This is a genomic window from Sphingobium sp. SG1, from assembly GCF_057063145.1.
On sequence record NZ_JBVVOJ010000003.1, the window covers coordinates 260,014 to 285,859 of the forward strand.

A 25,846-nucleotide genomic window follows, 5' to 3' on the forward strand; every position below is an offset into this window, starting at 1 on the left:
TTCGCCCCTTGGCCGGGTCGACAGGCGCGCGCGCATCGGCCATGGGCTGCGCCATGTTCGGCATTATCGCATCCCTGTTGTTCGTTCTGATCTGGTCCACCGGCTTCATCGTCGCCCGCGCGATGGTGCCCCATGGCGCGCCCGAGCTGATCCTGGCAGCGCGCCTGTGCCTGACTGCATTGCTGCTGGGCGCGCTGGCGCTGCATGGGCGCCAGCCCTGGCCGCGCGGCCGGCGATTGGGGCTGCATCTGGCGGCAGGCGCGATGCTGCATGGCCTTTACCTCACGCTCAGCTGGTGGGCGGTCAGCCATGGCATGCCGGCCGGCATCATGTCGCTGCTGGGCGCGACCCAGCCGCTGATGGTGGCGGTCGCCAGCGTCGCGATCCTGGGCGAGCGCTTGCCCGCGCGCGCCTGGACCGGCCTTGCCATCGCCATCCTGGGCGTCGGCTGCGTGCTGATGCCGGCGATCGCCAAGTCGGGCGCGGGCGCGATCACGCTCATTCCCGCGATCGGCGGCATCGTCGCGGTGCTGGCGATGACCGGCGGCACGCTAATCCAGCGCGGCACGATCGGCGGCGATCCGATCTGGGTGTCGGGCGCGGTGCAGAATGCCGGCGGCGCGCTGGTGGCGATCGCCGCCACCCTGATCGTGGGCGAATGGCGCTGGGACAACAGCCCAATGATGTGGATCGGCCTCAGTTGGTCGGTGCTCGGCCTGTCGGCGGCCGGCCTGTCGCTGCTGGTCTGGCTGGTGCGGACCCAGGGACCGACGCGCATGTCGATGCTGTTGCTGCTGGTGCCGCCGCTCGCCGCGGTCGAGGCCTGGCTGCTGTTCGGCGAGAAGCTCGGCCCGGTGCAGATCGCCGGCTTCGCGCTGGCGTTGGGCGGCGTGCTGCTGGGCCGGTCGCAGCCCAAGCGGACCGAGGTGGTGGAGCCAGCCTGAACCGCCACCGCGCCGTCACAGGTTCGTCACATCCTGCAACATGGCGGTCATGATCGCGCGCTAGGGCGGGTCATGAGCAAATCCGGCCGCACCCCGCCGCTTCCCTCGATCCTGTCGCAGGCGACGGACATGCAGATGCAGATGACCCTGCGCCAGGTCGGCTTTGGCGCGCCGTCCGCCAATGCCGTGCCCCATGTGCCGCCCAAGCCGGCTCCAGCGCCGCGCGACGACAGCGCGCTCGCGCTCAAGCGGCGCGACTGGCTGCTGAATGTCATGGAGCAGCAGCGCGCCCTGTCCCCCTACGCCTCCGGCCTGCTGACCGCCGACGCGCTGTCGGGCGAGGATTTCCTCCACAATTTCTACGCGCCCGGCCGCCCGGTCCTGATCAAGGGGGCGATGGAGGGCTGGCCCGCCCGCGCGAAATGGACGCCGGACTATCTGGCCGATGCCATTGGCACGGCGGAGGTCGAATATCAGGGCGGCCGCGCGCAGGCCGCCGACTATGAGCTGGCCAAGGACCGGCACAAGCGCCGTGCTCCCTTTCGCCAGTTCGTCGCCCTGGTGCGCGACGGCGGCAATGACGCCTATCTGACCGCCTATAACAGCGCGGCGAACGGCCCGGCCCTCGCGCCGCTACAGGCCGATCTCGGCCATCCCGACGCCTATCTGGCGCCGACGCCCGGCATGCTCTGGATCGGCGGCACGGGCGCGTTCACCCCGCTGCATTTCGACCTCACCAACAATCTGCTGGCGCAGGTGACGGGCACCAAGCATGTCATCCTGGTGCCACCGTCGCAGACCCATCGGCTGGCGCATAACCGCCATGTCTTCAGCGATGTCGACGACCTGACCGATCCGGCACGGCTCGCCCGCTATCCCCGCTCCCGCGACGTGCTGCGCTACGAGGTGCGGCTGACGCCGGGCGACCTGCTCTTCATCCCGATCGGCTGGTGGCATCAGGTCCGATCGGAAAGCTTCTCGACCATGCTGACCTACACGCATTTCCACTGGCCCAATGCGGGCCATGAAAATTATCCCGCCGGGTAAAGCGTTGCCTGGAGAATGTGCTACCGCTCCGGCCCGCTCCCCCACCCGGCCACCCAAAGAATACTGCCGTTGGGTGGCCGGGTGGGGGAGCGGGCTGGCACCGCCTCAAAAATGCGCTCTTTCGCGCATTTTTTCGAAATCAGCCCTCCCGCAACCGCTCATGATGGCGGATCACCTCATCAATGATGAAGCGCAGGAATTTCTCGGTGAAGTCGGGGTCGAGATTGGCGTCGAGCGCGAGTTGGCGCAGGCGCGAAATCTGGCGTTCCTCCCGGCCCGGATCGGCCGGCGGCAGGTCGTGGGTCGCCTTATATTCGCCCACCGCCTGGGTGACCTTGAACCGTTCCGCCAGCATGAAGACAAGCGCCGCGTCGATATTGTCGATGCTCTCGCGATAGCGCTTCAAAGTCTCATCCACCTGGCATTCTCCACAGCGGCATCGCGGCGGGAAAAGGCGTGGCTTTTCCGTTACTGCGATGCGTCAATCAATCGTCCGGCGCGCTTTTTGCGCCATTGCGCCGCGCAGGCAAGCTATTCCCGCTTGCCATCTGCTTTTTGCCCCGCCAGAGGACGCTTGTCATGACTGCATCCTCCCCCGGCAACGTCCACCCGATCGGCCGCACCAGCGCCCCTTCGCTCGCTCCCATCATGGCGCTCGTCGCCGATGGCATGAACCAGGTGAACAGCGTGATCCTGGACCGGATGCAGTCGCGCATCCCGCTGATCCCGGAACTGGCCGGCCATCTGATCGCCGGCGGCGGCAAGCGGCTGCGGCCGATGCTGACGCTCGCCTGCGCCGACCTGGTCGGCTATGCCGGATCGCGCCATTACAAGCTGGCCGCATCGGTCGAGTTCATCCACACCGCCACGCTGCTGCATGACGATGTCGTCGACGGATCGGGCCTGCGCCGCGGCCGCAAGACCGCCAACATCATCTGGGGCAACAGCGCCTCGGTGCTGGTCGGCGACTTCCTCTTCTCCCGCTCGTTCGAGCTGATGGTCGAGGCCGAGTCGCTCAAGGTGCTCAAGATTCTGTCGGGCGCATCGGCGATCATCGCCGAAGGCGAGGTCAACCAGCTGACCGCCCAGCGCAAGATCGACACCAGCGAAGAACAATATCTCGACATCATCGGCGCCAAGACCGCCGCCCTGTTCGCCGCCGCCTGCCGCATTTCCGCCGTGGTCGCGGACCGCAGCGAAGCGGAGGAACATGCGCTCGACGTCTATGGCCGCAACCTTGGCATCGCCTTCCAGCTGATCGACGACGCGATCGACTATGAATCGGACGGCGCCACCATGGGCAAGGATGCCGGCGACGATTTCCGCGACGGCAAGGTCACGCTGCCGGTAATCCTGGCCTATGCGCGCGGGTCGGACGAGGACAAGGCCTTCTGGAAGGCCGCGATCTCGGGCCATCGCATCAGCGACGAGGATCTGGCCCATGCGACGCAGCTGCTGCGCCAGACCGGCGCCATCGCCGACACGCTGGCCCGCGCCCGCCATTATGGGCAGCGCGCGATCGACGCGCTGGGCATGTTCGATGCCGGCAAGGCCAAAGCGGCCCTTACCGAAGCGGTCGAATTCGCGATAGCACGAGCGTACTGAAGCATTTTCGAAGCGGACGGCACGTCCGCTGACTCGGAAAATGCGGCAGACCATAAGTTGAGGAGACGGGCACTTCTGCTCGTTTCCCCTTCCAATATCCGTTCGCCCTGAGCGAAGTCGAAGGGCAAAACTGAGCCGCAGGCGAAGTTCCTTCGCTTCGCTCTGGTGCGGGCTTCGACTTCGCTCAGCCCGAACGGGGTAAATATAATGATCCTGTCCCCCGAAACCATCGCCTTCCTCATGGCCGCTGCCTTCATGGCCGGCTGCATCGACGCGATGGCGGGCGGGGGCGGCCTGATCGCCCTGCCCGCATTGCTTGCCGCCGGCGTACCGCCGGTGCCGGCGGTCGCGACAAACAAGCTGCAAAGCTGCCTTGGCACCTTCGGCGCCTGCGTCGCCTATGCCCGGCGCGGCCATATGGACCTTGCGACCTACAAGGGGCCGGTGATCGCCGCCTTCATCGGGTCGATCGGCGGCGCCTGGCTGCTGCAACGGGTCGATCCGTCGATCCTGGCGGGACTGATGCCTGCGCTGCTGATCGCGATGGCCGCCTATTTCACCTTCTCGCCCAAGCTCAGCGATGCCGATCGCCATGCCCGCGTCGGCATGTGGGGCCTGTCCGGCATGATCGGTGTGGTCGGCTTCTATGACGGCTTTTTCGGGCCCGGCGCCGGCGCCTTCTACACCACCATCTTCCTGGCGCTGGGCGGCCTGTCGCTGCTGCGCGCCACCGCCCAGACCAAGGCGGCCAATTTCGCTTCCAATGTCGCGGGATTGCTGACCATGGTGGCGGGCGGCCATGTCATCTGGATTGCCGGGCTCGCCATGGCGGTCGGATCGATCACCGGCGGCCAGATCGGATCGCACCTTGCCATGCGGTTCGGCTCGAAGCTGATCAAGCCATTGCTCATCATCATGTCGCTGGCGCTGACGACCAAGATGCTGCTCGATCCGAAAAACCCGATCCACATCTATCTGTTCGGCTAGGCCCCCGCCCCTTCGCCGGGCATAGGGGATGTCCCCGCCGCTTCTCGGGATTATCCCCATGCAGCGTCGCGGCCCGCTCGCCGCTAGCCTCCCGTCCATCCATCAGGATCGGAGACTCAGCATGGCGAAGAAGCAACCCAACATCCTGGTCATTTTCGGGGATGACATCGGCTACTGGAACATCAGTTCCTTTGGCGGCGACACGATGGGGGTGGCCACGCCCAACATCGACCGGATCGGCCATGAAGGCATCCGCCTGACGTCCTTCTATGCCCAGCCATCCTGCACGGCCGGGCGCGCGGCGTTCATCACGGGACAGATGCCGGCGCGCACGGGCCTGACGACTGTTGGCTGCGCCGGCGCGCCGCAGGGCATGTCGGAAAAAGACCCCACAATCGCCCAGATCATGAAAATGGCAGGCTATGCCACGGCGCAGTTCGGCAAGAACCATCTGGGCGATCGCGAGGAGCACCTGCCCCATCGCCATGGTTTCGACGAGTTTTTCGGCAATCTCTATCATCTCAATGCCAATGAAGATCCGGAAGATCCCGATCGCCCGCAGACCAAGGAATTCGAACAGAAATGGGGCGTGCGCGGCATCGTGTCGGGAACCGCGGACGGTCCGACCAAGGATGAGGGCCAGCTGACGACGGAACGGATGAAGACGATCGATGACGAAATCGTCGCCAAGTCGTCCGATTTCATGGAGCGGCAGGTGAAGGCGGACAAGCCCTTCTTCATCTGGCACTGCGCCAGCCGCATGCATGTGTTCACGCATATGCTTGATGAGCGCAAGGGTGTCTCGCGGGCGTCCGAGGCCGACATTTATGGCGACGGCCTTGCCGAACATGACGGCCATGTCGGCCAGCTTCTGGCCAAGCTGGAAGACCTCGGCATCGTCGAGGACACGATCGTCGTCTACACCACCGACAATGGCGCATATCAATATATGTGGCCCGAAGGCGGCACGTCACCGTTCCGCGGCGACAAGGGCACGACCTGGGAAGGCGGCGTGCGTGTCCCTTGCGTCATCCGCTATCCGGGCAAGATTCCGGCCGGGCAGGTCAGCCCCGAGATCGTCGCGATGGAAGATTTCTTCATGACCTTCGCGGCGCTGGTCGGCATGCCGGACATCGACAAGAAGCTGAAGGCCGGGGTCGAGCATGACGGCAAGACCTACAAGGTGCATCTCGACGGCTATGACCAGACCGCGCTGTTCACCGGCAAGGGGCCATCGGCCCGCAAACATTATTTCTATTATGACGAAACCAACCTGACGGCGGTCCGCTACGGCCCATGGAAGGTGACGATCGCCGCCAAGATGGAAGGCAAGTGGGATAATCCGCTTGTCCATCTCGGGCGACCGATGATCACCAACATCCTGATGGACCCGTTCGAGCGGCAATGGGGCGACGTCAATCGCAAGCTGGCCGAACATAAGGGCTGGGTATTGTTGCCGATCATCGACTTCATGACGAGGCATGTCATGACCTTCCAGGAGTTCCCGCCACGGCAGGAGGCCATGTCGGGCGACTTTTCCAAGCTGATCGAGAAGTTCAAGGAACACGCAGCGCAGGATTGAAGTCAGGGCTGCCGCAGACAAGCCTGCGGCAGCCCCTTTCTCTTTTGAACAGGAAGCGCTTGCCGTGCCGTCCGCCCCGACCGGCACAACATCGCTCGGGACCACAGCCCTTCCTTCCCGACGCTCCAGGTCATGACCATTCCCCCATCGGGAAATTCGCCGATCACTGGATCATCGTAGACGTGCTCTGCTGTTCCAAGCCCAGGCCGCCGGCACGATAGCCGCACAGCCGACTTGTGGTCGCGGTGCATTGGCGTCAGAGGAACGGCCATGACCGCCCCCGCCCTGCCGATCCATGCCGTCCTGCCTGACCTGCTCGCCGCCCTTCGCGCTAGCAGTAATGCCGTGCTGGTGGCGCCGCCGGGCGCGGGCAAGACGACGGCGGTGGCACCGGCGCTGCTCGACCAGTCCTGGTGCGACGGCCAGGTGCTGCTACTCTCCCCCCGCCGCCTCGCCGCGCGCGCCGCAGCCGAGCGCATTGCCGAGATGCTGGGCGAGCAGCCCGGCGGCACGGTCGGCTATGCGACGCGGATGGACAGCAAGGTCAGCTCGAAGACGCGCCTGCTGGTACTGACCGAGGGCATTTTCGTCCGCCGCATCCAGGATGATCCCGAACTGGCCGGCGTGTCCGCCGTGCTGTTCGATGAAGTGCATGAGCGCAGCCTGGACAGCGATTTCGGCCTGGCGCTCGCGCTCGACGCGCAGGCGGCGCTGCGCCCGGACCTGCGTATCCTGCCGATGTCGGCAACGCTCGACGGCGCGCGTTTCTCGACGCTGCTCGATGGCGCGCCGGTGATCGAGAGCGAGGGCAAGATCCAGCCCTTGGAGTTGCGTCCTATCGGCCGCCATGCCGAAAAGCGGATCGAGGATGAGATGGCCGCCGCCATCCGCCGCGCGCTGGAAGAGGAGGCTGAGGGCGATCTGCTCGCCTTCCTGCCCGGCGTCCGGGAAATCGAGCGCACCGCCGAACGGATCGAGGGTGGCGCGTTCGAGGTCCACATGTTGCACGGCTCTCTCGATCCGGCGGCCCAGCGCGCCGCCATTCGCCCCTCGCGCGACGGGCGGCGCAAGGTGATCCTGGCCACCTCGATTGCCGAAACCAGCCTGACCATCGATGGCGTGCGCATCGTCGTCGACTCCGGCCTTGCCCGCCGTCCGCGCTATGACCGCGCCGCCGGCGTCACCCGCCTCGTCACCGAACGCGCCAGCCAGGCATCGGCGACCCAGCGCGCCGGTCGTGCCGCGCGCCAGCGCCCCGGCGTCGCCTATCGCCTGTGGGAGGCCGCGGCAACGGCGGGCATGCCGCCCTTCGACCCGCCCGAAATATTGGAAAGCGACCTGTCCAGCCTGCTGCTCGACTGCGCGCTCTGGGGCGTCGGCGACCCGGCCAGCCTGCGCTGGCTCGACGCGCCGCCCCCCGCTGCCGTGGCCGAGGCCGCCAAGCGACTGACCGCCCAGGAGGCGCTCGACGCCGACGGCCGCATCACGGCCCATGGCAAGGCGCTCGCCACCCTGCCGCTGGCGCCGCGCATCGCCCATATGCTGGTGCGTGCCGGTGAGCGCGGCCTCGCCCGCACCGCCGCCGAGATCGCGGTCCTGCTCGGCGAACGCGGCCTGGGCGGACAGGATACCGACCTCACCCTGCGGCTCCAGCGCTGGCGGCGCGAGGGCGGCAAGCGAGCCGAAGCAGGACGCGGCCTCGCCAAGCGTTGGGCGCGCCTGGTCGATGCGCGACCGCCCGCAGAGGGCGGACTGCACGATGTCGGCCTCTGCCTCGCCCTTGCCTTTCCCGATCGCGTCGCCAAGCGCCGCTCCGCCGATGGCGCCGACTGGGCCAGCGTGGGCGGGCGCGGCTTCCGGCTCGATCCGCTCTCGCCGCTGGCCAGCGAAACCTGGCTGGCGGTGGGCGAGGTGCAGGGCAGCGCCGCAGGCGCGCGTATATTGTCGGCCGCCCCCATCGGCGAGGCGGAGGTGATCGCTTTGTTCGGCGAGCGCATCGCCGAACATCGCACGGTGAAGTTCCGCCCGGCCAATGGCGGGATCGAGGCGCTGCGGGAGCGGCGGCTGGGTGCCGTGCGCCTGTCCTCCGGCTCCGATGACCGGCCCGACCCCGATGCCGTGGTCGCCGCGTTGGTCGATGGCGTGCGGCAGGGCGGCCTTGCCCTGCTGCCCTGGTCGGAAGCCGCGCAATCGCTGCGGATGCGGGCGGACTTTGCCGGGATCGACGCATTGTCCGACGCCGCGCTGATCGACACGCTGGACGAGTGGCTGCCGCCGCTGCTGGCGGGCAAACGCCGCCTGTCCGACATCGACCGGTCGCAACTGTCGGGCGTGCTCGAAACGCTGATCGGCTGGGACGGCAAGCAGCAGCTCGACCGGCTCGCCCCGCCCGATTTCCGATCGCCCGCCGGCTCCACCCATGCGATCGACTATGCGGCCGAGGGTGGCCCGCGCGTGGAATTGCGGGTGCAGGCGCTGTTCGGCCTGTCGCAACACCCGACCGTCGGCAACCAGCGCATCCCGCTGGTCCTCTCGCTCACATCCCCCGCCGGCCGGCCGATCCAGACGACGCGCGACCTGCCCGGCTTCTGGGCCGGCAACTGGCGCGACGTGGCGAAGGAAATGCGCGGCCGCTATCCCCGCCACCCCTGGCCCGACGATCCGGCGAGCGCCAATGCCACATTGCGCACCAAAAATGCGGACGCGCGCCGCAACTCTTGACTTCACGGCGACCGCTGGTGCAACGCACAATAACGATTTTACGGAGTTCCATCGCGATGACCGCGCGCATTTACCAGATCCAGAAGAACGCCCTCCAGTCCGGCAAGGCGCTGACTCACAAGTGGGTGCTGGAATATGCGCCCGCCGAAGCGAAGAAGGCCGATCCGCTGACCGGCTGGGCCGGCTCGGGCGACACCAAGCAGCAGCTGAAGCTCAGCTTCTCTTCGCAGGACGCGGCCGTCGCCTATGCCGAGCGCGAGAAGATCGCCTACACCGTCATCGCGACCCCGCCCAAGACGCTGAAAATTCAGGCCTACGCCGACAATTTCCGCTGATCCTTCAGCCCGTTCGAGGCTGGAATAGCAGAGCGCGGCGCGACACGGCGCGCCGCGAACAAGGCATTTTGCCCCAGATGCTGCCCGATTGACGCCTTATTCGTTTGCCAAAGAGCAAGCCAAGGCGGCAAAAGCCGTGCTTTCATGGAAAGATTGAAGAGATAATGACCGATCGCAGCGAGATTTTCGACAGCGTCGCAGCGCAGATCGCCCCCTTCAACAAGAAGGGCGTCGACCTGACCGAAGCCACCACCTTTGCCGGCGACCTGGAATGGGACAGCCTGACCGTGATGGATTTCGTCGCCGCCATCGAGGACGAGTTCGACATCATCATCACCATGAACATGCAGGCCGAGATCGAGACCGTGGGCCAGCTGGTCGACGCGGTCGCCAAGCTCAAGGCCGCCTGACACTTTAACTACCGTTCGGGCTGAGCGAAGTCGAAGCCCATTGCCGAGCGGAGCCGAGGCTCCATGCTTCGCCTTCGCTCAGCAGCGTCCTTCGACTTCGCTCAGGACGAACGGGTTTGGGATCATTGATATTATGACCGACGCCGCCATCGCTACCGAAACCCGCGATCTCTTCTCCAAGTTCGATCCGCTGATCAACGAGCGCGAGGCGCTGCTGGCGACGGGCGTGCGCGATCCCTATGCGATCGTCATGGACCAGGTGCTCTCGCCCACCCGCGCGATCATCAAGGGCAAGGAAACCATCCTGCTCGGCACCTATAATTATATGGGCATGACCTTCGATCCCGACGTGGTGGAAGCCGGCAAGAAGGCGCTGGACGAGTTCGGCGCCGGCACCACCGGCAGCCGCGTCCTCAACGGCACCTATCAGGGCCACAAGGAAGTCGAGGACGCGCTCAAGGAGTTCTACGGCACGTCGGGCGCCATGGTCTTTTCGACCGGCTATCAGGCGAACCTGGGCATCATCTCCACCCTCGCGGGCAAGGGCGATTATGTCGTGCTCGACGCCGACAGCCATGCCTCCATCTATGATGGCTGCGCCATGGGCAATGCGGAGATCGTCCGCTTCCGCCACAACAGCGTCGAGGATCTGGACAAGCGCCTGGGCCGCCTGCCCGCCGATGCGCTGAAGCTGGTCGTGCTGGAAGGCGTCTATTCGATGCTGGGCGACGTCGCGCCGCTGCCCGAGATGGTCGCCGCCATCCGCAAGCACCCCAATTGCATGATCCTGTGCGACGAAGCGCATGGCATGGGCTTCTTCGGCCCCAATGGCCGTGGCGCCTATGAGGAACAGGGCGTCGAGGGCGAGATCGACTTCGTGGTCGGCACCTTCTCCAAGTCGGTCGGCACGGTCGGTGGCTTCTGCGTCTCGAACCATCCCAAGTTCGAGATCCTGCGCCTCGTCTGCCGCCCCTATGTCTTCACCGCATCGCTGCCGCCCAGCGTCGTCGCCACCGCCGCGACCAGCATCCGCAAGCTGATGCATGCCGGCGAGAAGCGCGCCCATCTGTGGAAGAACAGCCAGCGCCTGCACCAGGGCCTGACCGACCTCGGCTTCAAGCTGGGCAGCGCCACGCCGCAGTCGGCGATCATCGCCGTCATCCTGACCGACCAGATGCAGGCGGTGGCGATGTGGCAGACGCTGCTGGAGCTGGGTCTCTACGTCAACATGGCGCGCCCGCCGGCAACCCCGGCCGGCACCTTCCTGCTGCGCTGCTCGCTCTGCGCCGAACATAGCGACGAGCAGGTCGAACAGATCATCGCCATGTTCGAGACCGCCGGCAAGGCCACCGGCGCGATCAACTGATCGCGCTTTTCGACACTCCGACGATCGACCGGGTATTTCCTGCGATAGAATCTGCTACAGCAGCGGAACCATCTAACCTGCATATTCGCGCGGTTAACATAGTTCGGTTAGTGTAACGGTATATGGCGGAACGCGAAGTGATCGATGAACAGGACCGGGGCTGGCGCGCCGCGGCGCGGCGCTACATGCCCCTGGTCCTTGGCATATTGCTGATCGGATCGCTCGGCGCCCTGCTCTACAGCGCCAGCAGCGCCTCGCGCGATCACCAGCGCGCGCTTGCCGAACAGCAGCGCAGCTGGGAAATCATGGCGCTTGCCCGCGCCTTCGAGGCCAAGACCGCCCGCGCCGAAGTGACGCTGGCCCGCTATGTCATCAGCCTCGACCCCGACACTGGCCGGCTGTTCCAGGACCAGTGGCGCACCGCCGCCAGCCAGCTCAAGTCGCTGACCTATGCCACCCGCAAGTCCGACTGGCAGCGCGGCAATGTCCGCGCGCTCCAGGCAGCCTTCGAACAGCGCGGCAAGACGCTGAGCGAAATCGGCCTGCGCACCACCTATGACCAGAAGATGGGCGCGCTGGCGCAATTCCATCAGGCCGGGCGATCGCAGGATATCAAGCGACTGACGGCGCTGATCGACCTGGTGATCCAGGCCGAAAATGCGCGGCTGCGCGAACGCAGCCTGGCCGTCAGCCTGGCGGGCGACCGCACCGAACTGGTCGGCAAGACGTCGCGCATGGTCGGCCTCGCCCTGCTGGTCTGCGTGCTGTTCGCGCTGTGGCTGGTCAATGCCGCCTATACCGAACGGCGCAACGCGCGCCGCATGGCGGATATGGAGGCGGAACGCGCCGACCGGCTGGAAGAGGCCGTTTCCGCCCGCACCAGCGAATTGTCGGACGCCTATGAGCAGTTGAAGCGCGAATCCGCCGAACGCGCCGCCGCCGAGGATAATCTGCGCCAGATGCAGAAGATGGACGCGGTCGGCCAGTTGACCGGCGGCATCGCCCATGACTTCAACAATATGCTGGCGGTCGTCGTCGGCGGGCTGGAACTGGCCAAGCGCAAGCTGCGGCTGAAGCCGGCCGAGGCGGGCCATCATCTCGACAATGCGATGGAGGGCGCCAACCGCGCCGCCGCGCTGACCCGCCGCCTGCTCGCCTTTGCCCGTTCCGAACCGCTGCTGCCCAATGCTGTCGATCCCGACAGCCTGCTGCGCGGCATGGCCGATCTGGTCGACCGCACGATCGGCGACCAGATCATCGTCAGCTTCGCCCACAAGGCAAGCGGCTGGCGCATCTTCGTCGACCAGCATCAGATGGAAAACGCCCTCCTCAACCTGTGCGTCAACGCCCGCGACGCGATGGAGGGCCGGGGCAAGCTGACCATCTCGACCGGCCAGGCACAGCTTGCCGCCAACCAGATCGGCGAATGCCCGGCCGGCGACTATGTCACCGTCAGCGTCACCGACAATGGCTGCGGCATGACGGCCGAGGTGGCCGCCCGCGTGTTCGAGCCCTTCTTCACCACCAAGCCGGTCGGCAAGGGCACCGGCCTTGGCCTCAGCCAGATTTTCGACTTCGTACGCCAGAGCCAGGGCGAAATCCGCATCGAATCCGAACTGGGCACCGGCACCAGCGTCCATATCTACCTGCCGCGCCGCATCCTGACCGAGCAGGAGGCCGCAGCAGAGGCCCCGGCGAGCGAACAGCTGCACACGCTCCATCCCCCTACCCGCATCCTGGTGGTGGAGGATGATCCGCGCGTGCTGAACCAGACCATGGCGGCGCTGGCCGAACTCGGCCACCTGCCGATCGCATGCGACCATCCCAGCAAGGCGGCCAAGCTGCTCAGCAACAATGCCGATATCGGCCTGATCATGAGCGACGTGCTGATGCCCGACATGACCGGGCCGGAAATGATCCGCACCCTGCCCGCCCATATGCGCCATCTGCCGGTGCTGTTCGTCACCGGCTTCACCGGCGATGCGACCGACAGCGACGATTTCCGGGGGCATGAGGTGCTGCGCAAGCCCTATACGCTCAATGCCCTGGGCCTGGCACTGTCGAACGCGCTCAGCGGATCGAACCACCCAGGAACAGCCGCGGCAGCAGAGTGACCGCGCCCAGCAGCGGCCAGCGCCGCTGCCAGGGCTTGATCTCGATTGCGGTGCCGGCATGGCGGTTGATCTTCCACGCCAGATAATCGATCCCGCCGGCATAGGTGAAGCTCGCCTTGGCAAGGCGCACCGCCGAGAGATATTTGCCGCGCCGCTGCAGCCCGCGCCAGACCTTGTCCGCATGATCGGGCGACGGCGGCAGTCCCTCGGCCAGCGCCGCCGCACCGAAGCGGCGATAACGATCGGGATCGGCATCGACGATCGAGAGCGAGCGCCCCGTCTTCTCCGCCCGCAATTCGGCATTATAGGTCAGGGTAAAGCCGGCCTTCCACAGCGCGACAGGGTCATCCCCCTGCCCGTCCGCCATCGGCCGGGCGAGCGACAACAGGGTCGGCGCGGCCTGCGCCACCGCCGCCAGCGCGCGCTGGCGCGCCAGATCATCCGCCGACCACAGCAGCCGCGAGGGCTGGGCAAAGCGCGCCCAGACCGAGACATTGTCCGCCTTCATGCTGTTCAGCCGGGCAAAGTCGGCCTCCGACAGCACGGCATATTTGGCGATCAGGCCGCCATGTTCGAACGGAAACACATTGGGCGGGATCGCCCGGTTGGCGCGCGCCAGCCAGCCCTTGCCATAGGCCGCCTCATAATCGGAGACGATCAGGTAGAAATCGAGCATCAGCCCGTCGAGATTGGCCTCGCGCAGGCAGGAGCCGTAGAAGAGCACCGCCCGCGCCGCGCCGGGATATTTCGCCGCCAGCGCCCCCGCCATGGCGGCCGCGCGCGGATCAGCCGGCGCGGACAGTTCGGCAGCGACGAGCGAGAACAGGCTGTTGGTCATCGCCAAGCGCTTTAGAGCCTGATTCCGCCGGGTGGAAGCATCTTGCGCGGATCATGCGCGCACGACCATCAGCGCCCTATCCCCGGCGATAGACCAGCATCAGATTATTGGCCGGCATCGCCACGCGGCGCGTGCGTGCCAACCCGACATCGGCCGCCGCCCGGTCGACATCGGTCAGGGTCCGAAGGCCCCATTGCGGGTTGCGATCCTTCAGCGATCGGTCGAACGCCAGATTGGAGGGGGCGGTCGGCACATCATCCTCGACATAGGGGCCATAGAGGATCAGCGGCGCCCCCGGCGCCAGCAATCGCGCGCCGCTGGCGAGCAGGCCCAGCGTCGCGCCCCAGGGGCTGATATGCACCATGTTGATGCACAGGAGCGCGTCGGCCGTATCGATCGGCCAGTCGGCGCCCGCCGCGTCGATCAGCAGTGGCGCGCGCAGATTGGGCAGATTGGCGTCGCCGCGCAGCGCCGCGATCGAGGCCAGCGCCGCGGGATCGGGATCACTGGGCTGCCAATCGAGCGCGGGGAACGCGACGGCGAAGTGGACGACATGTTCGCCGCTGCCGCTCGCCACTTCCAGCACCAGCCCGGCATCGGGCAGTTCGTCCCGCAGGACAGCCGCGATCGCATCGCGGTTGCGCAGCGTCGCGGGGGCATGGCGGCGCGGATCGGGGCCGTCGCCCTGCGGCGTCCAGGGTGCGGGGGCGTCCTGTGTCATGGACAAATCCTTGTCTGTGGCCGGCCGATGCAAAAAGGGCGGTGGAGATCCTCCACCGCCCTTTGCGTCCGGCTTATTCGGCGGCGACCGCCAGGTCCGGTTCGGACCAGGTCAGCACCGGCTTGCGCGCGGCCAGCGTCTCGTCGAGGCGACGGCGCGGGGCGTGATAGGGCGCGCCCTTCAGCGCCTCGTCACCCGCCTTGGCCCGTTCGGCGAGGCTCCGCAGCGCCATGATGAACTGATCGAGCGCCGCCTTGCTTTCCGTCTCGGTCGGTTCGACCAGCATCGCGCCATGGACGACCAGCGGGAAATACATGGTCATCGGGTGGAAGCCTTCGTCGATCAGGCCCTTGGCGATATCCAGCGTCGTGAAGCCTTCGGCCAGCCCCTTGTCGCTGAACAGTGCCTCATGCATGCACGGGCCAGCCGCACCGAAGGGCGCGTCGAGCACGTCATCTAGGCTGCGCAGGATGTAATTGGCGTTCAGCACCGCATCGCTCGCGACCTGGCGCAGGCCGTCGGCGCCGTGGCTGAGGATATAGGTCAGCGCGCGGGTGAACATGCCCATCTGGCCATGGAAGGCGACCATCCGGCCAAAGGTCTGGGCGTGGTGATCCTCCGCCGTTTCCTCTTCGACCAGCACGAACTTGTCGCCCTGCTTTTCCACGAAAGGCAGCGGCGCGAAGGGCGTGAGCGCTTCCGACAACACCACCGGACCCGAACCCGGACCACCGCCGCCATGGGGCGTCGAGAAGGTCTTGTGCAGGTTGATGTGCATCGCGTCGACGCCCAGGTCGCCGGGGCGGACCCGGCCGACAATGGCGTTGAAGTTCGCGCCGTCGCAATAGACGAAGGCCCCGGCGGCATGGACCGCGTCGGAGATCGTCTTCATGTCGCGCTCGAACAGGCCGCAGGTGTTGGGGTTGGTGATCATCACCGCCGCAACGTCCGGTCCCAGACGGGCCTTCAAGGCTTCCAGATCGACGCGGCCATCCGGGGTCGCGGGAATATCCTCGACCTTGTAGCCGCAGAAGGCGGCGGTGGCGGGATTGGTGCCGTGTGCGCTTTCGGGCACCAGGATGACGCTGCGGGCGTCGCCACGGGCTTCGAGCGCGGCGCGGATCGCCAGCAGGCCGCACAATTCGCCATGGGCGCCCGCCTTGGGCGACATGGCGACCGAGTGCATGCCGGTCAGCGTCACCAGCCAGGCGGCCAGTTCATGGATGACAGCCAGTGCGCCCTGCACCGTCGACTGCGGCTGCAGCGGGTGGATGTCGGCGAAACCAGGCATCCGCGCGACCTTTTCGTTGAGGCGCGGGTTGTGCTTCATGGTGCAGCTGCCGAGCGGGAACAGGCCAAGATCGATGGCGTAGTTCTGGCGCGACAGGCGGGTGTAATGGCGCACCGTTTCCTGTTCCGACAGGCCGGGTAGGCCGATGCTGTCGGTGCGGGCGAGCGAACCGAGGCGGCTGGCCACCTTGGGCACCGGCGCGAAATCGACGCCGGTGGTGTCGGTCGAGCCGATCTCGAAGATCAGCTTTTCCTCCAGCATCAGCGCGCGGTTGCCGGTGGCGGTTTCCGGGGCCATATGCTCCTGCGCGACGGCCTGCGGGGTGGTCGGGCGACCTTCCTTCAACATGGTCATGCCAGTTCCTCCTCAAGCGCTGCGGCAAGCGTTTCGATATCCTCCGGCGTGACGGTTTCCGTCACGGCGACGACCAGGCCGTTGCCGATCTCCGGCGCGTCCGGGAACAGGCGGCCGAGCGAAACGCCCGCCAGCACGCCCTTGTCGGCGAGGTTGCGGACGACGTCGCGCGCATCCTTGGTCAGGACCAGCGTGAATTCGTTGAAGAAGCCGTCATTGAGCAGGGTCACGCCCGGCACCTTGGCGAGGCGGTCAGCAGCCTGCACGGCCAGGCCGTGGTTCAGGATCGCCAGCTCACGCAGGCCCTTCTCGCCCAGCAGGGTCATGTGGATGCTGAACGCCAGCGCGCACAGGCCCGAGTTGGTGCAGATGTTCGACGTCGCCTTTTCGCGGCGGATATGCTGCTCGCGGGTCGAAAGCGTCAGCACGAAGCCGCGCTTGCCGGCCGCATCGACCGTCTCGCCGCACAGGCGGCCCGGCATCTGGCGGACATATTTCTGCTTGCAGCCGAACAGGCCGAGATAGGGACCGCCAAACTGGAGGCCGACGCCGATCGACTGGCCTTCGCCCACGACGATGTCCGCGCCCATATGGCCCGGCGCCTTGATCGCGCCCAGCGCGACCGGCTCGGTGACGACCGCGACCAGCAGCGCGCCGGCTGCGTGCGCGGCATCGGCCAGCGGGGTCAGGTCGGCGATGCGACCGAGAATGTCGGGATATTGGACGACGACGCAGGACGTGTCCTTGTCGATCGATGCGATCAGCGCGTCGATGTCGGTCGCGGCGTCCAGCGTCGGCGCCTGATGCACCAGCGCGTCGCCGGTGAACTTCGCCATGGTGTTGGCGACCGAGACATAATGGGGGTGCAGGCCGGACGACAGCAGCGCCTTGCCGCGCTTGGTGATGCGGCGGGCCATGCCGATCGCTTCCCAGCAGGCGGTCGAGCCGTCATACATGGAGGCATTGGCGACATCCACGCCCAGCAGGCGGGCGACCTGGGTCTGGAACTCGAACAGCACCTGCAGCGTGCCCTGCGCGATTTCCGGCTGATAGGGCGTGTAGGCGGTCAGGAACTCGCCGCGCTGGATCAGATGATCGACGCTGGCGGGAACATGATGCTTGTAGGCGCCGGCGCCCAGGAAGAAGGGTGCTTCCCCTGCCGACAGATTCTTGCGAGCGAGCGCGCCCATGTGGCGCTCGACCGCCAGTTCGCTGGCATGATCGGGCAGGCCGGCGATGGTGCCGCTCAGGCGGGCTTCGGCGGGCACGTCGATGAACAGGTCATCGATCGTCTCCGCGCCGATGACGGACAGCATGTCCTGCCGGTCGGTGTCGGTAAGGGGTAGGTAGCGCATTTCGTTTTCTCCCCCCTCTCCCACGAGCCTCCCCTCCCGCATGCGGGAGGGGCCGGGGGAGGGTCTGTGAAGGAGATGGCGCTACACGCCCTCCCCTAACCCCTCCCGCAAGCGGGAGGGGAACTATTAGATTAAAGCGAGGCCACGAACTTCTTGTAGGCGGCTTCGTTCATCAGGCCTTCCAGCTCGCTCGCATCAGCAATGCGCAGCTTGAAGAACCAGCCATCTTCCTCGGCATCGCTGTTGACCAGCGCCGGCTCGTCTTCCAGCGCGCCATTGGCTTCGACGACTTCGCCCGAGATCGGGGCATAGACGTCGGACGCGGCCTTGACCGATTCCACGACAGCGGCGTCGTCGCCCTTTTCGAAGGTCGTGCCTTCGGCGGGCAGTTCGACGAACACGATGTCGCCCAGCTGTTCCTGCGCATAGTCGGTGATGCCGACGGTGGCGATGTCGCCTGCAACGTCGATCCATTCATGTTCGTCGGTGAAATAGCGGCTCATGCTTGCTCTCCTCGAAAAGCGGTAATTCAGGCCTTGCGGCGATAACGATGCGGAACGAACGGCATCGGCGCAACCGCCGCTGCAATCCGCTTGCCGCGAACCTCGATCTCCAGCGCGGTGTCGAGCGCGGAATAAGGCAGGCTGACCCAGCCCATGGCGATCGGCGCGCCCACGCTCGGCGCGAAGCCGCCCGAGGTGACTTCACCCACCAGCACATCGCCGGCGTAGATTTGCGCGCCTTCGCGGGCCGGCAGGCGGCCTTCGATCTTCAGGCCGACGCGCTTGGAACCGGGGCCTTCGGCCAGTTCCTTCATCACGCGGGCATGGCCGATGAAGCCGCCTTCCTCGCGGCGGCGCTTCTGGATGGCAAAGCCCAGGTCCGCGCCGATGGTGCTGACGGCGGGCGACAGGTCATGGCCATAGAGCGGCAGGCCGGCCTCCAGACGCAGGGAGTCGCGCGCGCCAAGGCCGATCGGCTTGACCTGCGGCAGCGCGCACAGCGCATCGGCCAGCAGCGCGACGGAATCGCCCGGCACGCTGATTTCAAAGCCATCCTCGCCAGTATAGCCCGAACGGCTGATCCACAGCGGCACGCCGCGCCAGGTAAAGAGACCGGACTGCATGAAGATGAGGTCGGCGGTTTCGGGGATGAGCGCGGCCATCGCCTCGCCCGCTTCCGGGCCCTGCAGCGCCAACAGCGCCTGATCGGCCATGTGATTCATGGTGACGTCGTCGGACAGATGCTCGATCATCCAGCCGATATCGTCATATTTCGTCGCGCCATTGACGACCATGTAGATCGCCGCGCCTTCGAACGCACCGTCGCCGGGGCGCGAGACCATCAGGTCGTCGAGGATGCCGCCTTCCGCGTCCAGCAGCATCGAGTAGCGCTGGCGGAAGGGCTTCAGCCCCTTGATGTCGCTGGGCAGCAGGGTTTCGAGCGCGGCATCGACGCTGGCGCCGCCGGTCTCGTCGGAGAAGGTGAGCTGGCCCATATGGCTGACGTCGAACAGGCCGGCATGTTCGCGGGTCCAGCTATGTTCGGCCATGATGCCTTCATACTGGATCGGCATATGATAGCCGGCGAAGCCGACCATGCGCGCGCCCTTGGCACGGTGCCAGGCGTCGAGCGGCAGGGCTTCGAGGGGCAGTTCCGCTTCGAGGGCGGCGACGTCGTCAGTGGCGGTCATGGCAAGACCTTTCCGTAGGAGGGATGCGGCGACAGGCCAGCGCAGCCGACGAATCGGCGCTTCCGGCATGCCACCCCCTCTGTCACGGAACCTGAGAGCTTTGACCAGCGGCCTGGGACCGGCTGGCTTACCCCTTCGGTGGGACGGCACGGGGCCATCCGCTTTCCAGAGTATCTACGCGCGATGCGGTCCTTTGGCCTGAGAGATTCCGGGGCGGTTGCTCCTTCGGCGACGGGCTCAAGCCTGAAAGGCGCCCATGCTCTCCCGCATCGTGCCCGCTGCCGAATCCTCGGCACCGGAGACGCCCCACGCATTTGCCCAAAGCGCGGGCGGCGTCAATCGGGCAAATGTTGCAGGGACGCAGGTTATGGCCGGATCAGCCTTCCTCGCGCGCCAGCCGCTGCGCCATCGCCAACGCCGCCGCCCGGCATTCGGAGAGCGCCGCATCGGCCGCTTCGTCCGAGAGGGTCAGGTCGGCAAAGCCGCCCTCCCCGTCGAACATCTCCAGGAAGCGGCTGACGCCGGCATAGTTGGAGTCCGCGACAGCGCGCTGGATGAGGTCGATCCGATCCGCCCAGGGCCGCGCGCCCTGTGCCCGCAACAGGCGGGAAAGATCGTCAAGCTGGGCGGCAAAGGCCGCGATCTGGGGATGCAGTGTCATGGGCAGAGAGATAAAGCCCGCGCGACGACCGGACCAGCCGGCGGAACGCCAACGCAGCGTTTCCGTTGGCGGAGTTTGGGTGGATAGCAGAACGGCAGCTTTCAACCGACTGTTGGCAAAATTGGACACCAATTGGCTTATCCAACGCCTAATAGCATTTCGTAAAAGCGGCCGTATGTTCGCCCTCCTGCAACTTTCACACAGTCTTTGAGAGCCTCTTGTTGAAATGCTGTGCCTGCTTGATCGACGATCATGCACGCGCCCAGATATTCTCCCGCTATGGACAGGGCAGCGAGCAGACTCGCTCCGTTCCGCGCGCATTTCCATATCAGGTGATCTGGGTCAGCATGGTCACGCACTACCAGTTCTCCGGAGGGGGTCTCCAGAGTTAGGTAATCTGCTTCTACATCACCTATGATAAAACCGTTTTGCGCTGGCTCAGGAAGGTCGCGGAAACGGACCATACCTATTTCGGTGTTGCTGGCGTCATAGCGCGCAAACAAATCACGCAACGTAGGGTCTGGGAGATTATTAGATTGCGCCATCGTTCGATCGAACATTTCGAAAGACGATGAAATATCAATAACCTCGTCCTTGCTGAGGCCGATGGTGGCAAAGGCTTCTGCGGCAGGCTTCGCGTTCCGAAGAGCATTCTTGAATGACAATGCGTCCACCGAGCTTCCTGTTCGCTTTGATAGGCAGCCTAGGTTTCGATGGCCGCTTTAAAGCATTTCGGCAATCTCCATAAGCGGCAATAATTGGTCGTCAGCGGCCAGAGCCATGGTCGCCCGTGCCCTTTCCTACTCCGGCTTTCTCTGATCTATCCTGCCCGATGGAACAGCCCCCTGCCCCTTCCGCCTTATCGCCCGCAAGCTCCGTCGGCGTCGCTTCGCTGTCGTCTCATTGTCGCGTCGGTGTCGCGCGGAAGAGGCGTCATAGGCGCATCGACATGACCCAGGCGGCGCGTCGCAGGCGCGTAGGGCCGTGCAAACACGCCAGAATGCGCGTGTAACGACACTGTGAACTTTCAACTGTCGCGTCGAAGACGGCCGCTCGCGCCTAGACCAGGGCCCCGCAAATTTCGGCATGCCGCTTTTCGGCATAGCGATCGGTCATGCCGGCGATGAAGTCGGCGATATGGCGGCTGCGGGTTGGTTCTTCCAGCGCGCATTCGTCGCGCCATTCGGGCGGCATCAGGGCGGGGTCGGCCAGATAGGCGCGGAACAGGTCCATCACGATCACCCGCGCCCGGTCGGCGGCGGCCAGCTGGTCGGGATGATGATAGAGGGTCGCATACATGAAACGCTTCAGCTCGCGTTCCTGCGCCGCCAGTTCGGGCGAGAAGGCGACCAGCGTGCGGCCCAGCGCGCGGACATCGGCAACCGTCTCCACCCCGGCGGCCGCGATATTGGCACGGGTGGTGGTGAGCAGATCATTGGCCATCACGCCAATCTGTTCGCGCACCAGTTCGCGCAGCAGCCGATCCTGCGGCACATCGGGATATCGGGTAGTCACCCGATCCCAGCAATGGCGCACCAGCGGCACCGTCAAAAGCTGTTCCAGGCTCAGCAGCCCGGCGCGCAGGCCATCGTCAATGTCGTGATTGTCATAGGCGATATCGTCCGACAGCGCCGCCAGCTGCGCCTCCAGCGAGGCATGGCTGGCAAGGTCGAGCGGGAACAGCGCGTCCAGTTCACGCATCGCCCAGCCGGGCTTCGTCACCGGGCCATTATGCTTGGCCAGCCCCTCCAGCATTTCCCAGCTCAAATTGAGGCCGCGAAAGCGCGGATAGGGCGAATCCAGCAGCATCAGCGTGCGCAGCGTGTGCGCATTATGATCGAAGCCACCATGATCCTCCAGCGCCGCCTCCAGCGCATCCTCGCCGGCATGGCCGAAGGGCGGATGGCCGATATCATGGGCCAGGCACAGCGCCTCGGTCAGATCCTCGTTGAGGGCAAGCGTGCGGGCGATGGCGCGGCCGATCTGCGCCACCTCCAGGCTGTGGGTCATGCGCACGCGATAATGATCGCCGTCGGGCGACACGAACACCTGCGTCTTGTGCCGCAGCCGACGGAAGGAGATCGAATGGATGATACGGTCGCGGTCGCGCTGGAACATATCGCGCGGGCCGCGCATCTCGCCGCCCGGTTCGGCATGGAGCCGTCCCCGGCTCTGGTCGGGCTGAGAGGCGTAGGATGCGAGCATCGTCATGCGAACCCCTTATTTGCTGCCCAGCTTTTCGACCACCTCGCCCGCGTCGCTCTGCCAGGCGAAGGCATCGGCGCCGGCCTTCTTGAGGTCCGCCTCGACCGCCCTGGCGCGGGTGAAGCTGGCAAAGGGACCGATCAGCAGGCGCGAGGTCTGGCCCCAGCTTGCGCTCCAGCCATCCTGCGGCGCGACCGCGTCATATTTGCCCTGCAAGCGCTTGAAGGTGAAGGCCAGCGCGCTCTTCTGCCCGGTGCCGATCTGCACCCAGTTGCGCGCGGGGTTGGCGGCCAGCCGCTTCTTTTCCTCGGCTTCCTTCTTCGCCTTGGCGTCGGCTTCCGCCTTGGCCTTGGCGGCGGCCGCCTTCTTCGCCTTGTCCGCCTCCGCCTGGCGCGCAGCGGCGCGGCGGGCAGCCTGCAGCTTCTCGACCTCGGCCAGGTCGACCGCGACCACGTTCGAGCGGCGCTCGCTGTCGGGCACGTCGATGGCGTGGATGATGTCGGCCAGGCTCCGGGTCGCCTCCGGCGCCGGCTGCGGCGCGGCACTGCCCGCCGGCGGCGTGAATTCGGTGGCGACCGGCGCCGATGGCGTCTCTGCAGGCGGCGTGCCCTGCGGCGCCGGCGGGGTCACGCTCGACGCCTGGGCAAGGGCGCTCGAATTGAGCTGCGAGGCGGCGCTCGGCTGGCCGGTGGTCGGCGCCGGCGCGGTCGAGCGCGGCGCGCCGCCATCCAGCGCGTCGAGGCCCGGCGCGGGCGGCCCCTGCACATCGGCCGATGCGCTGCGGACCGGGGCGGGCGACGGCGCTGGGGTCGGCACTGGCGTCTGGGTGGTCGCCTGACCGGGCACCGGCTGCACCATCTCCGAACGGGCGCTCTGGCTCAGCGTCGGCTGGACGACCGGCTGGCGTCCGCGCGTGTCGGCGGGCAGCGGCTGGACCGTTGCGGGCGCAGGCGCGGGGACAGTGGGCTGCGTGGCTTGTGCGGCCACCGGCGGCCGACTCTGGGTCGACGCGGGCTGGCGGGCGGCGGGCGTGCCGAGCGGCGCGCGGGCCAGCGACGTGCCGCGCTGCCGGCCACTGCCGTTGCGGGTCGTGCGGCGATCACCCTGGGCCGGCGCGGTCGACGCGGCGGCGGCAGGTGCGGCGTCGCGCGACGCCAGCTGGACGCCCAGCGCCGGCGGGGTCGGCACGATCGGCGTGATGCTGGTCGCGACCACCTGCGGGAAATGGCCGAAATGGACCGCAGCCGCCTTCTGCGCCGCCGTCAGATAGGGCATTTTCTGCATATAGGGGGTGATGGCGCTCGCCAGCTGGGCCGGCATGGTCTGGTCGACCACCTTCTTGGCCTCGGCCTGACGGTTGTTCATCGCCAGGATGAAGGCATTATAGCGCCAGGCGGCCCGGTCGCTCTTGTAGAGCAGCGGCTGCAACACCTTGTCGGCGGCATCCACCTGCCCCGAAATACCGAGCGAGGCGGCGTAGCGGCGCACCAGTTCTGCATCGTCCGGTGTGCGTTGCAGGGCGGCATGATAATCGCGCTGCGCCCCGGCCTGGTCACCGGTCATGTCACGCGCAAGGCCACGGTCGCCCTGGATGGTCGCTTCGGGATAGCCGGCACGGGTCGCCTGGTCGAACAGGCGCAGCGCTTCGGCCGGGTTCTGCATCTTCAGCATGACCCGGCCCAGGCCCGCCTTGGTGCGTCCATTATTGGGCTGGATCGCGTCGGCGCGCGCAAAGAAACCGGCGGCCGCGCGGGCATCGTCCAACTCCAGCGCGGCTTCCCCTGCCCCCACCAACGCGTTGAAATCCCGCGGATTGGTGGCCAGCTTCGCCAGATTATTGTTGAGGTCCGCGGCGCCCGAGGGCCGGACCAGATCGGCCTGGTCGGTTTGCGCCTGCGCAGCCGTGGCAAGAAGCAGGCTGCCGAGAATCCATAGATGAGATCGTGTCACATCGCTCCCTTAGCGGATCGCGGAAGCAATGGGAAATGACCTGCACAAAAAAGCGCGCCGGGTCGCCCGAAGCGACCGACGGCGCGCCTTTGGCAGGCCGGTGCGGGCCTATGCCCGCACGCTGGCCTTACTGGTTGTTCTGGCGGTTGAGGAAGCGCGGGATATCCAGACCCTGCGTGCCTTCTTCGGCGCCCGGTGCCTTTTCGCTGCCACGGGTAAGGCCGGCCATACGCTCGAACAGCGTGCCACCGGTCGCGACGCGCGGCGCCGGCTGGGCGGGCTTGGGCGCGGCTTCCGGTGCCGTCGGTTCGGCCGCTTCGGCGCCGAGCAGCAGTTCATCCTGCGAGGGATCCTCGTCGGAGAAGACGGCGGCGGGACGCGCCGGCGCGAAGGCCGGCGGCGCCTTTTCGGCGGCAGGCGCGGCGATCGGCGCGGGTGCCGGAGCTTCGGGCACGTCCAGTTCCAGCGCTTCGGGCTCGGGCGCGGCGACCGGAGCCGGCGCGGCAGCGACCGGCGCGGCCGGGGCAGGTGCGGCCACCGGTGCCGGACGCGGTGCCTGCGGCACGGCGACGGCCGGACGGCTGGCGAAGCTGAACGGCTGGGTCAGCGGTGCGGCCTGGCTGCCGACTTCATTGTCGATGCCGGTCGCGACGACCGACACGCGGATCTTGCCGTTCAGATTGTCGTTGAAGGCGCTGCCCCAGATGATGTTCGCATCGGGATCGACCAGTTCGCGGATATGGTTGGCGGCTTCGTCGACTTCCATCAGGCGCATGTCGTCGCCACCGACGATCGACACGATCACGCCCTTGGCGCCGCGCATCGACACACCGTCGAGCAGCGGGTTGGCGATCGCCTTTTCCGCCGCCTGGAGCGCACGGCCGTCGCCTTCCGCCTCGCCGGTGCCCATCATCGCCTTGCCCATCTCGCCCATCACCGAACGGACGTCGGCAAAGTCGAGGTTGATGAGGCCCGGCATGATCATCAGGTCGGTGATCGAGCGCACGCCCTGCTGCAGCACCTCGTCCGCCATCTGGAACGCTTCCTTGAAGGTCGTGTTCGGGTTGGCGATCAGGAACAGATTCTGGTTCGGGATGACGATCAGCGTGTCGACATGCTTCTGCAGCTCGTCGATGCCGCTTTCCGCCGACTTCATGCGGCGATTGCCCTCGAAGGTGAAGGGCTTGGTCACGACGCCGACGGTCAGGATGCCCTTTTCACGCGCCGCCTTGGCGATGACCGGGGCCGCACCGGTGCCGGTGCCGCCGCCCATGCCGGCAGTGATGAAGCACATATGGGCGCCTTCCAGCGCCTGTTCGACGGTGATGATCGTTTCCTCGGCCGCCGCGCGACCGATTTCGGGGCGCGAACCGGCGCCCAGACCCTCGGTGATCTGCGGGCCAAGCTGGATGCGCCGTTCGGCCGGCGAGGCGTTCAGCGCCTGCGCGTCGGTGTTGGCGACGATGAAGTCGACGCCCTCGACGCTGGCCGCGATCATGTTCGCGATGGCGTTACCGCCTGCACCGCCAACGCCTATCACCGCAATGCGTGGCTTCAATTCGTCCACATGCGGCGGGCTGATCTCGATGCTCATATACTTTGCTCCCTCAGCTTCCTCGTCAGGAAGTGACAACCGTCATCAATTGTTAACACCAGAAAATAGAGTA

The 25,846-nt window shown here is 66.4% G+C and carries 22 protein-coding genes and 1 riboswitch; of the genes, 10 read left to right on the forward strand and 12 right to left on the reverse strand.

The features are described from left to right. The first annotated feature begins 41 nt into the window (after positions 1 to 41). Both AC0KVN_RS09195 and AC0KVN_RS09200 read left to right on the forward strand, forming a co-directional pair. Positions 42 to 944 carry a DMT family transporter gene (locus AC0KVN_RS09195; RefSeq protein ID WP_435566904.1) on the forward strand — a complete coding sequence of 301 codons (903 nt, stop codon included), beginning with the start codon at positions 42 to 44 and terminating at the stop codon, positions 942 to 944. 72 nt (positions 945 to 1,016) lie between these two features. Beyond that, complete coding sequence (locus AC0KVN_RS09200) at positions 1,017 to 1,991, forward strand: cupin-like domain-containing protein (RefSeq protein ID WP_435566739.1); 975 nt, start codon at positions 1,017 to 1,019, stop codon at positions 1,989 to 1,991. 139 nt (positions 1,992 to 2,130) lie between these two features. Here the strand turns inward: AC0KVN_RS09200 and AC0KVN_RS09205 are convergent, their stop codons facing one another. Continuing rightward, positions 2,131 to 2,409 carry a chorismate mutase gene (locus AC0KVN_RS09205; protein ID WP_004207932.1) on the reverse strand — a complete coding sequence of 93 codons (279 nt, stop codon included), beginning with the start codon at positions 2,407 to 2,409 and terminating at the stop codon, positions 2,131 to 2,133. Positions 2,410 to 2,570: 161 nt separating this feature from the next. On the opposite strand from AC0KVN_RS09205, the gene AC0KVN_RS09210 reads away from it, so the two are divergent. From AC0KVN_RS09210 to AC0KVN_RS09245, 8 genes are all read left to right on the forward strand, one after another. Further along, positions 2,571 to 3,596 (forward strand): polyprenyl synthetase family protein, encoded by a 1,026-nt coding sequence (locus tag AC0KVN_RS09210; RefSeq protein WP_004207933.1) that lies wholly within the window; start codon positions 2,571 to 2,573, stop codon positions 3,594 to 3,596. Between the two features lie 207 nt (positions 3,597 to 3,803). Further along, on the forward strand, positions 3,804 to 4,583 hold the full coding sequence (locus AC0KVN_RS09215) for a TSUP family transporter (protein WP_435566741.1): 780 nt from the start codon (positions 3,804 to 3,806) through the stop codon (positions 4,581 to 4,583). Positions 4,584 to 4,704: 121 nt separating this feature from the next. Continuing rightward, positions 4,705 to 6,165 carry an arylsulfatase gene (locus tag AC0KVN_RS09220; RefSeq protein ID WP_287428923.1) on the forward strand — a complete coding sequence of 487 codons (1,461 nt, stop codon included), beginning with the start codon at positions 4,705 to 4,707 and terminating at the stop codon, positions 6,163 to 6,165. Positions 6,166 to 6,435: 270 nt separating this feature from the next. Beyond that, the gene (hrpB, locus tag AC0KVN_RS09225; RefSeq protein WP_435566742.1) at positions 6,436 to 8,886 is read left to right on the forward strand and encodes an ATP-dependent helicase HrpB; all 2,451 of its coding nucleotides are present in this window, start codon (positions 6,436 to 6,438) and stop codon (positions 8,884 to 8,886) included. A gap of 56 nt (positions 8,887 to 8,942) precedes the next feature. Then, positions 8,943 to 9,221 carry an ETC complex I subunit gene (locus AC0KVN_RS09230; RefSeq protein ID WP_004207936.1) on the forward strand — a complete coding sequence of 93 codons (279 nt, stop codon included), beginning with the start codon at positions 8,943 to 8,945 and terminating at the stop codon, positions 9,219 to 9,221. 164 nt (positions 9,222 to 9,385) lie between these two features. After that, a complete protein-coding gene (locus AC0KVN_RS09235) occupies positions 9,386 to 9,631 on the forward strand; it encodes an acyl carrier protein (RefSeq protein WP_279729241.1) in 246 nt (81 codons plus the stop codon). A 133-nt stretch (positions 9,632 to 9,764) separates the two neighbouring features. Then, positions 9,765 to 10,997 (forward strand): serine palmitoyltransferase, encoded by a 1,233-nt coding sequence (gene spt, locus AC0KVN_RS09240; RefSeq protein ID WP_004207938.1) that lies wholly within the window; start codon positions 9,765 to 9,767, stop codon positions 10,995 to 10,997. A 122-nt stretch (positions 10,998 to 11,119) separates the two neighbouring features. Next, complete coding sequence (locus AC0KVN_RS09245; protein ID WP_483656080.1) at positions 11,120 to 13,111, forward strand: ATP-binding protein; 1,992 nt, start codon at positions 11,120 to 11,122, stop codon at positions 13,109 to 13,111. Here the strand turns inward: AC0KVN_RS09245 and AC0KVN_RS09250 are convergent. The 11 genes from AC0KVN_RS09250 to ftsZ form a co-directional block, all read right to left on the reverse strand. Then, positions 13,068 to 13,949: a hypothetical protein gene (locus tag AC0KVN_RS09250; protein WP_435566743.1), complete on the reverse strand. Its 882-nt coding sequence runs from the start codon at positions 13,947 to 13,949 to the stop codon at positions 13,068 to 13,070. The two genes, AC0KVN_RS09245 and AC0KVN_RS09250, sit on opposite strands and share 44 nt — an antisense overlap. A gap of 76 nt (positions 13,950 to 14,025) precedes the next feature. Next, complete coding sequence (locus AC0KVN_RS09255) at positions 14,026 to 14,670, reverse strand: DUF938 domain-containing protein (RefSeq protein ID WP_435566744.1); 645 nt, start codon at positions 14,668 to 14,670, stop codon at positions 14,026 to 14,028. Between the two features lie 73 nt (positions 14,671 to 14,743). Continuing rightward, entirely contained in the window at positions 14,744 to 16,315 is a 1,572-nt protein-coding gene (gene gcvPB / locus AC0KVN_RS09260; RefSeq protein ID WP_435566745.1) for an aminomethyl-transferring glycine dehydrogenase subunit GcvPB, read from the reverse strand. Beyond that, positions 16,312 to 17,670: an aminomethyl-transferring glycine dehydrogenase subunit GcvPA gene (gene gcvPA / locus AC0KVN_RS09265; protein ID WP_435566746.1), complete on the reverse strand. Its 1,359-nt coding sequence runs from the start codon at positions 17,668 to 17,670 to the stop codon at positions 16,312 to 16,314. The genes gcvPB and gcvPA overlap by 4 nt, the downstream gene beginning before the upstream one ends. Before the next feature lie 131 nt (positions 17,671 to 17,801). Next, positions 17,802 to 18,173: a glycine cleavage system protein GcvH gene (gene gcvH, locus AC0KVN_RS09270; RefSeq protein ID WP_004207946.1), complete on the reverse strand. Its 372-nt coding sequence runs from the start codon at positions 18,171 to 18,173 to the stop codon at positions 17,802 to 17,804. A 26-nt stretch (positions 18,174 to 18,199) separates the two neighbouring features. Beyond that, positions 18,200 to 19,363 (reverse strand): glycine cleavage system aminomethyltransferase GcvT, encoded by a 1,164-nt coding sequence (gcvT, locus tag AC0KVN_RS09275; RefSeq protein ID WP_161734722.1) that lies wholly within the window; start codon positions 19,361 to 19,363, stop codon positions 18,200 to 18,202. A 176-nt stretch (positions 19,364 to 19,539) separates the two neighbouring features. Further along, a riboswitch (glycine riboswitch) is annotated at positions 19,540 to 19,640 on the reverse strand. A 99-nt stretch (positions 19,641 to 19,739) separates the two neighbouring features. Then, entirely contained in the window at positions 19,740 to 20,024 is a 285-nt protein-coding gene (locus AC0KVN_RS09280; RefSeq protein ID WP_435566747.1) for a hypothetical protein, read from the reverse strand. A 137-nt stretch (positions 20,025 to 20,161) separates the two neighbouring features. After that, entirely contained in the window at positions 20,162 to 20,698 is a 537-nt protein-coding gene (locus AC0KVN_RS09285) for a hypothetical protein (protein WP_279729247.1), read from the reverse strand. Between the two features lie 385 nt (positions 20,699 to 21,083). Beyond that, positions 21,084 to 22,235, reverse strand: coding sequence for a deoxyguanosinetriphosphate triphosphohydrolase (locus AC0KVN_RS09290; RefSeq protein ID WP_435566748.1), 1,152 nt, complete (start codon positions 22,233 to 22,235; stop codon positions 21,084 to 21,086). Between the two features lie 9 nt (positions 22,236 to 22,244). Further along, positions 22,245 to 24,179 carry a tetratricopeptide repeat protein gene (locus AC0KVN_RS09295; RefSeq protein ID WP_435566749.1) on the reverse strand — a complete coding sequence of 645 codons (1,935 nt, stop codon included), beginning with the start codon at positions 24,177 to 24,179 and terminating at the stop codon, positions 22,245 to 22,247. 127 nt (positions 24,180 to 24,306) lie between these two features. Beyond that, positions 24,307 to 25,773, reverse strand: coding sequence for a cell division protein FtsZ (gene ftsZ / locus AC0KVN_RS09300; protein ID WP_017501206.1), 1,467 nt, complete (start codon positions 25,771 to 25,773; stop codon positions 24,307 to 24,309). Positions 25,774 to 25,846: the final 73 nt, after the last annotated feature.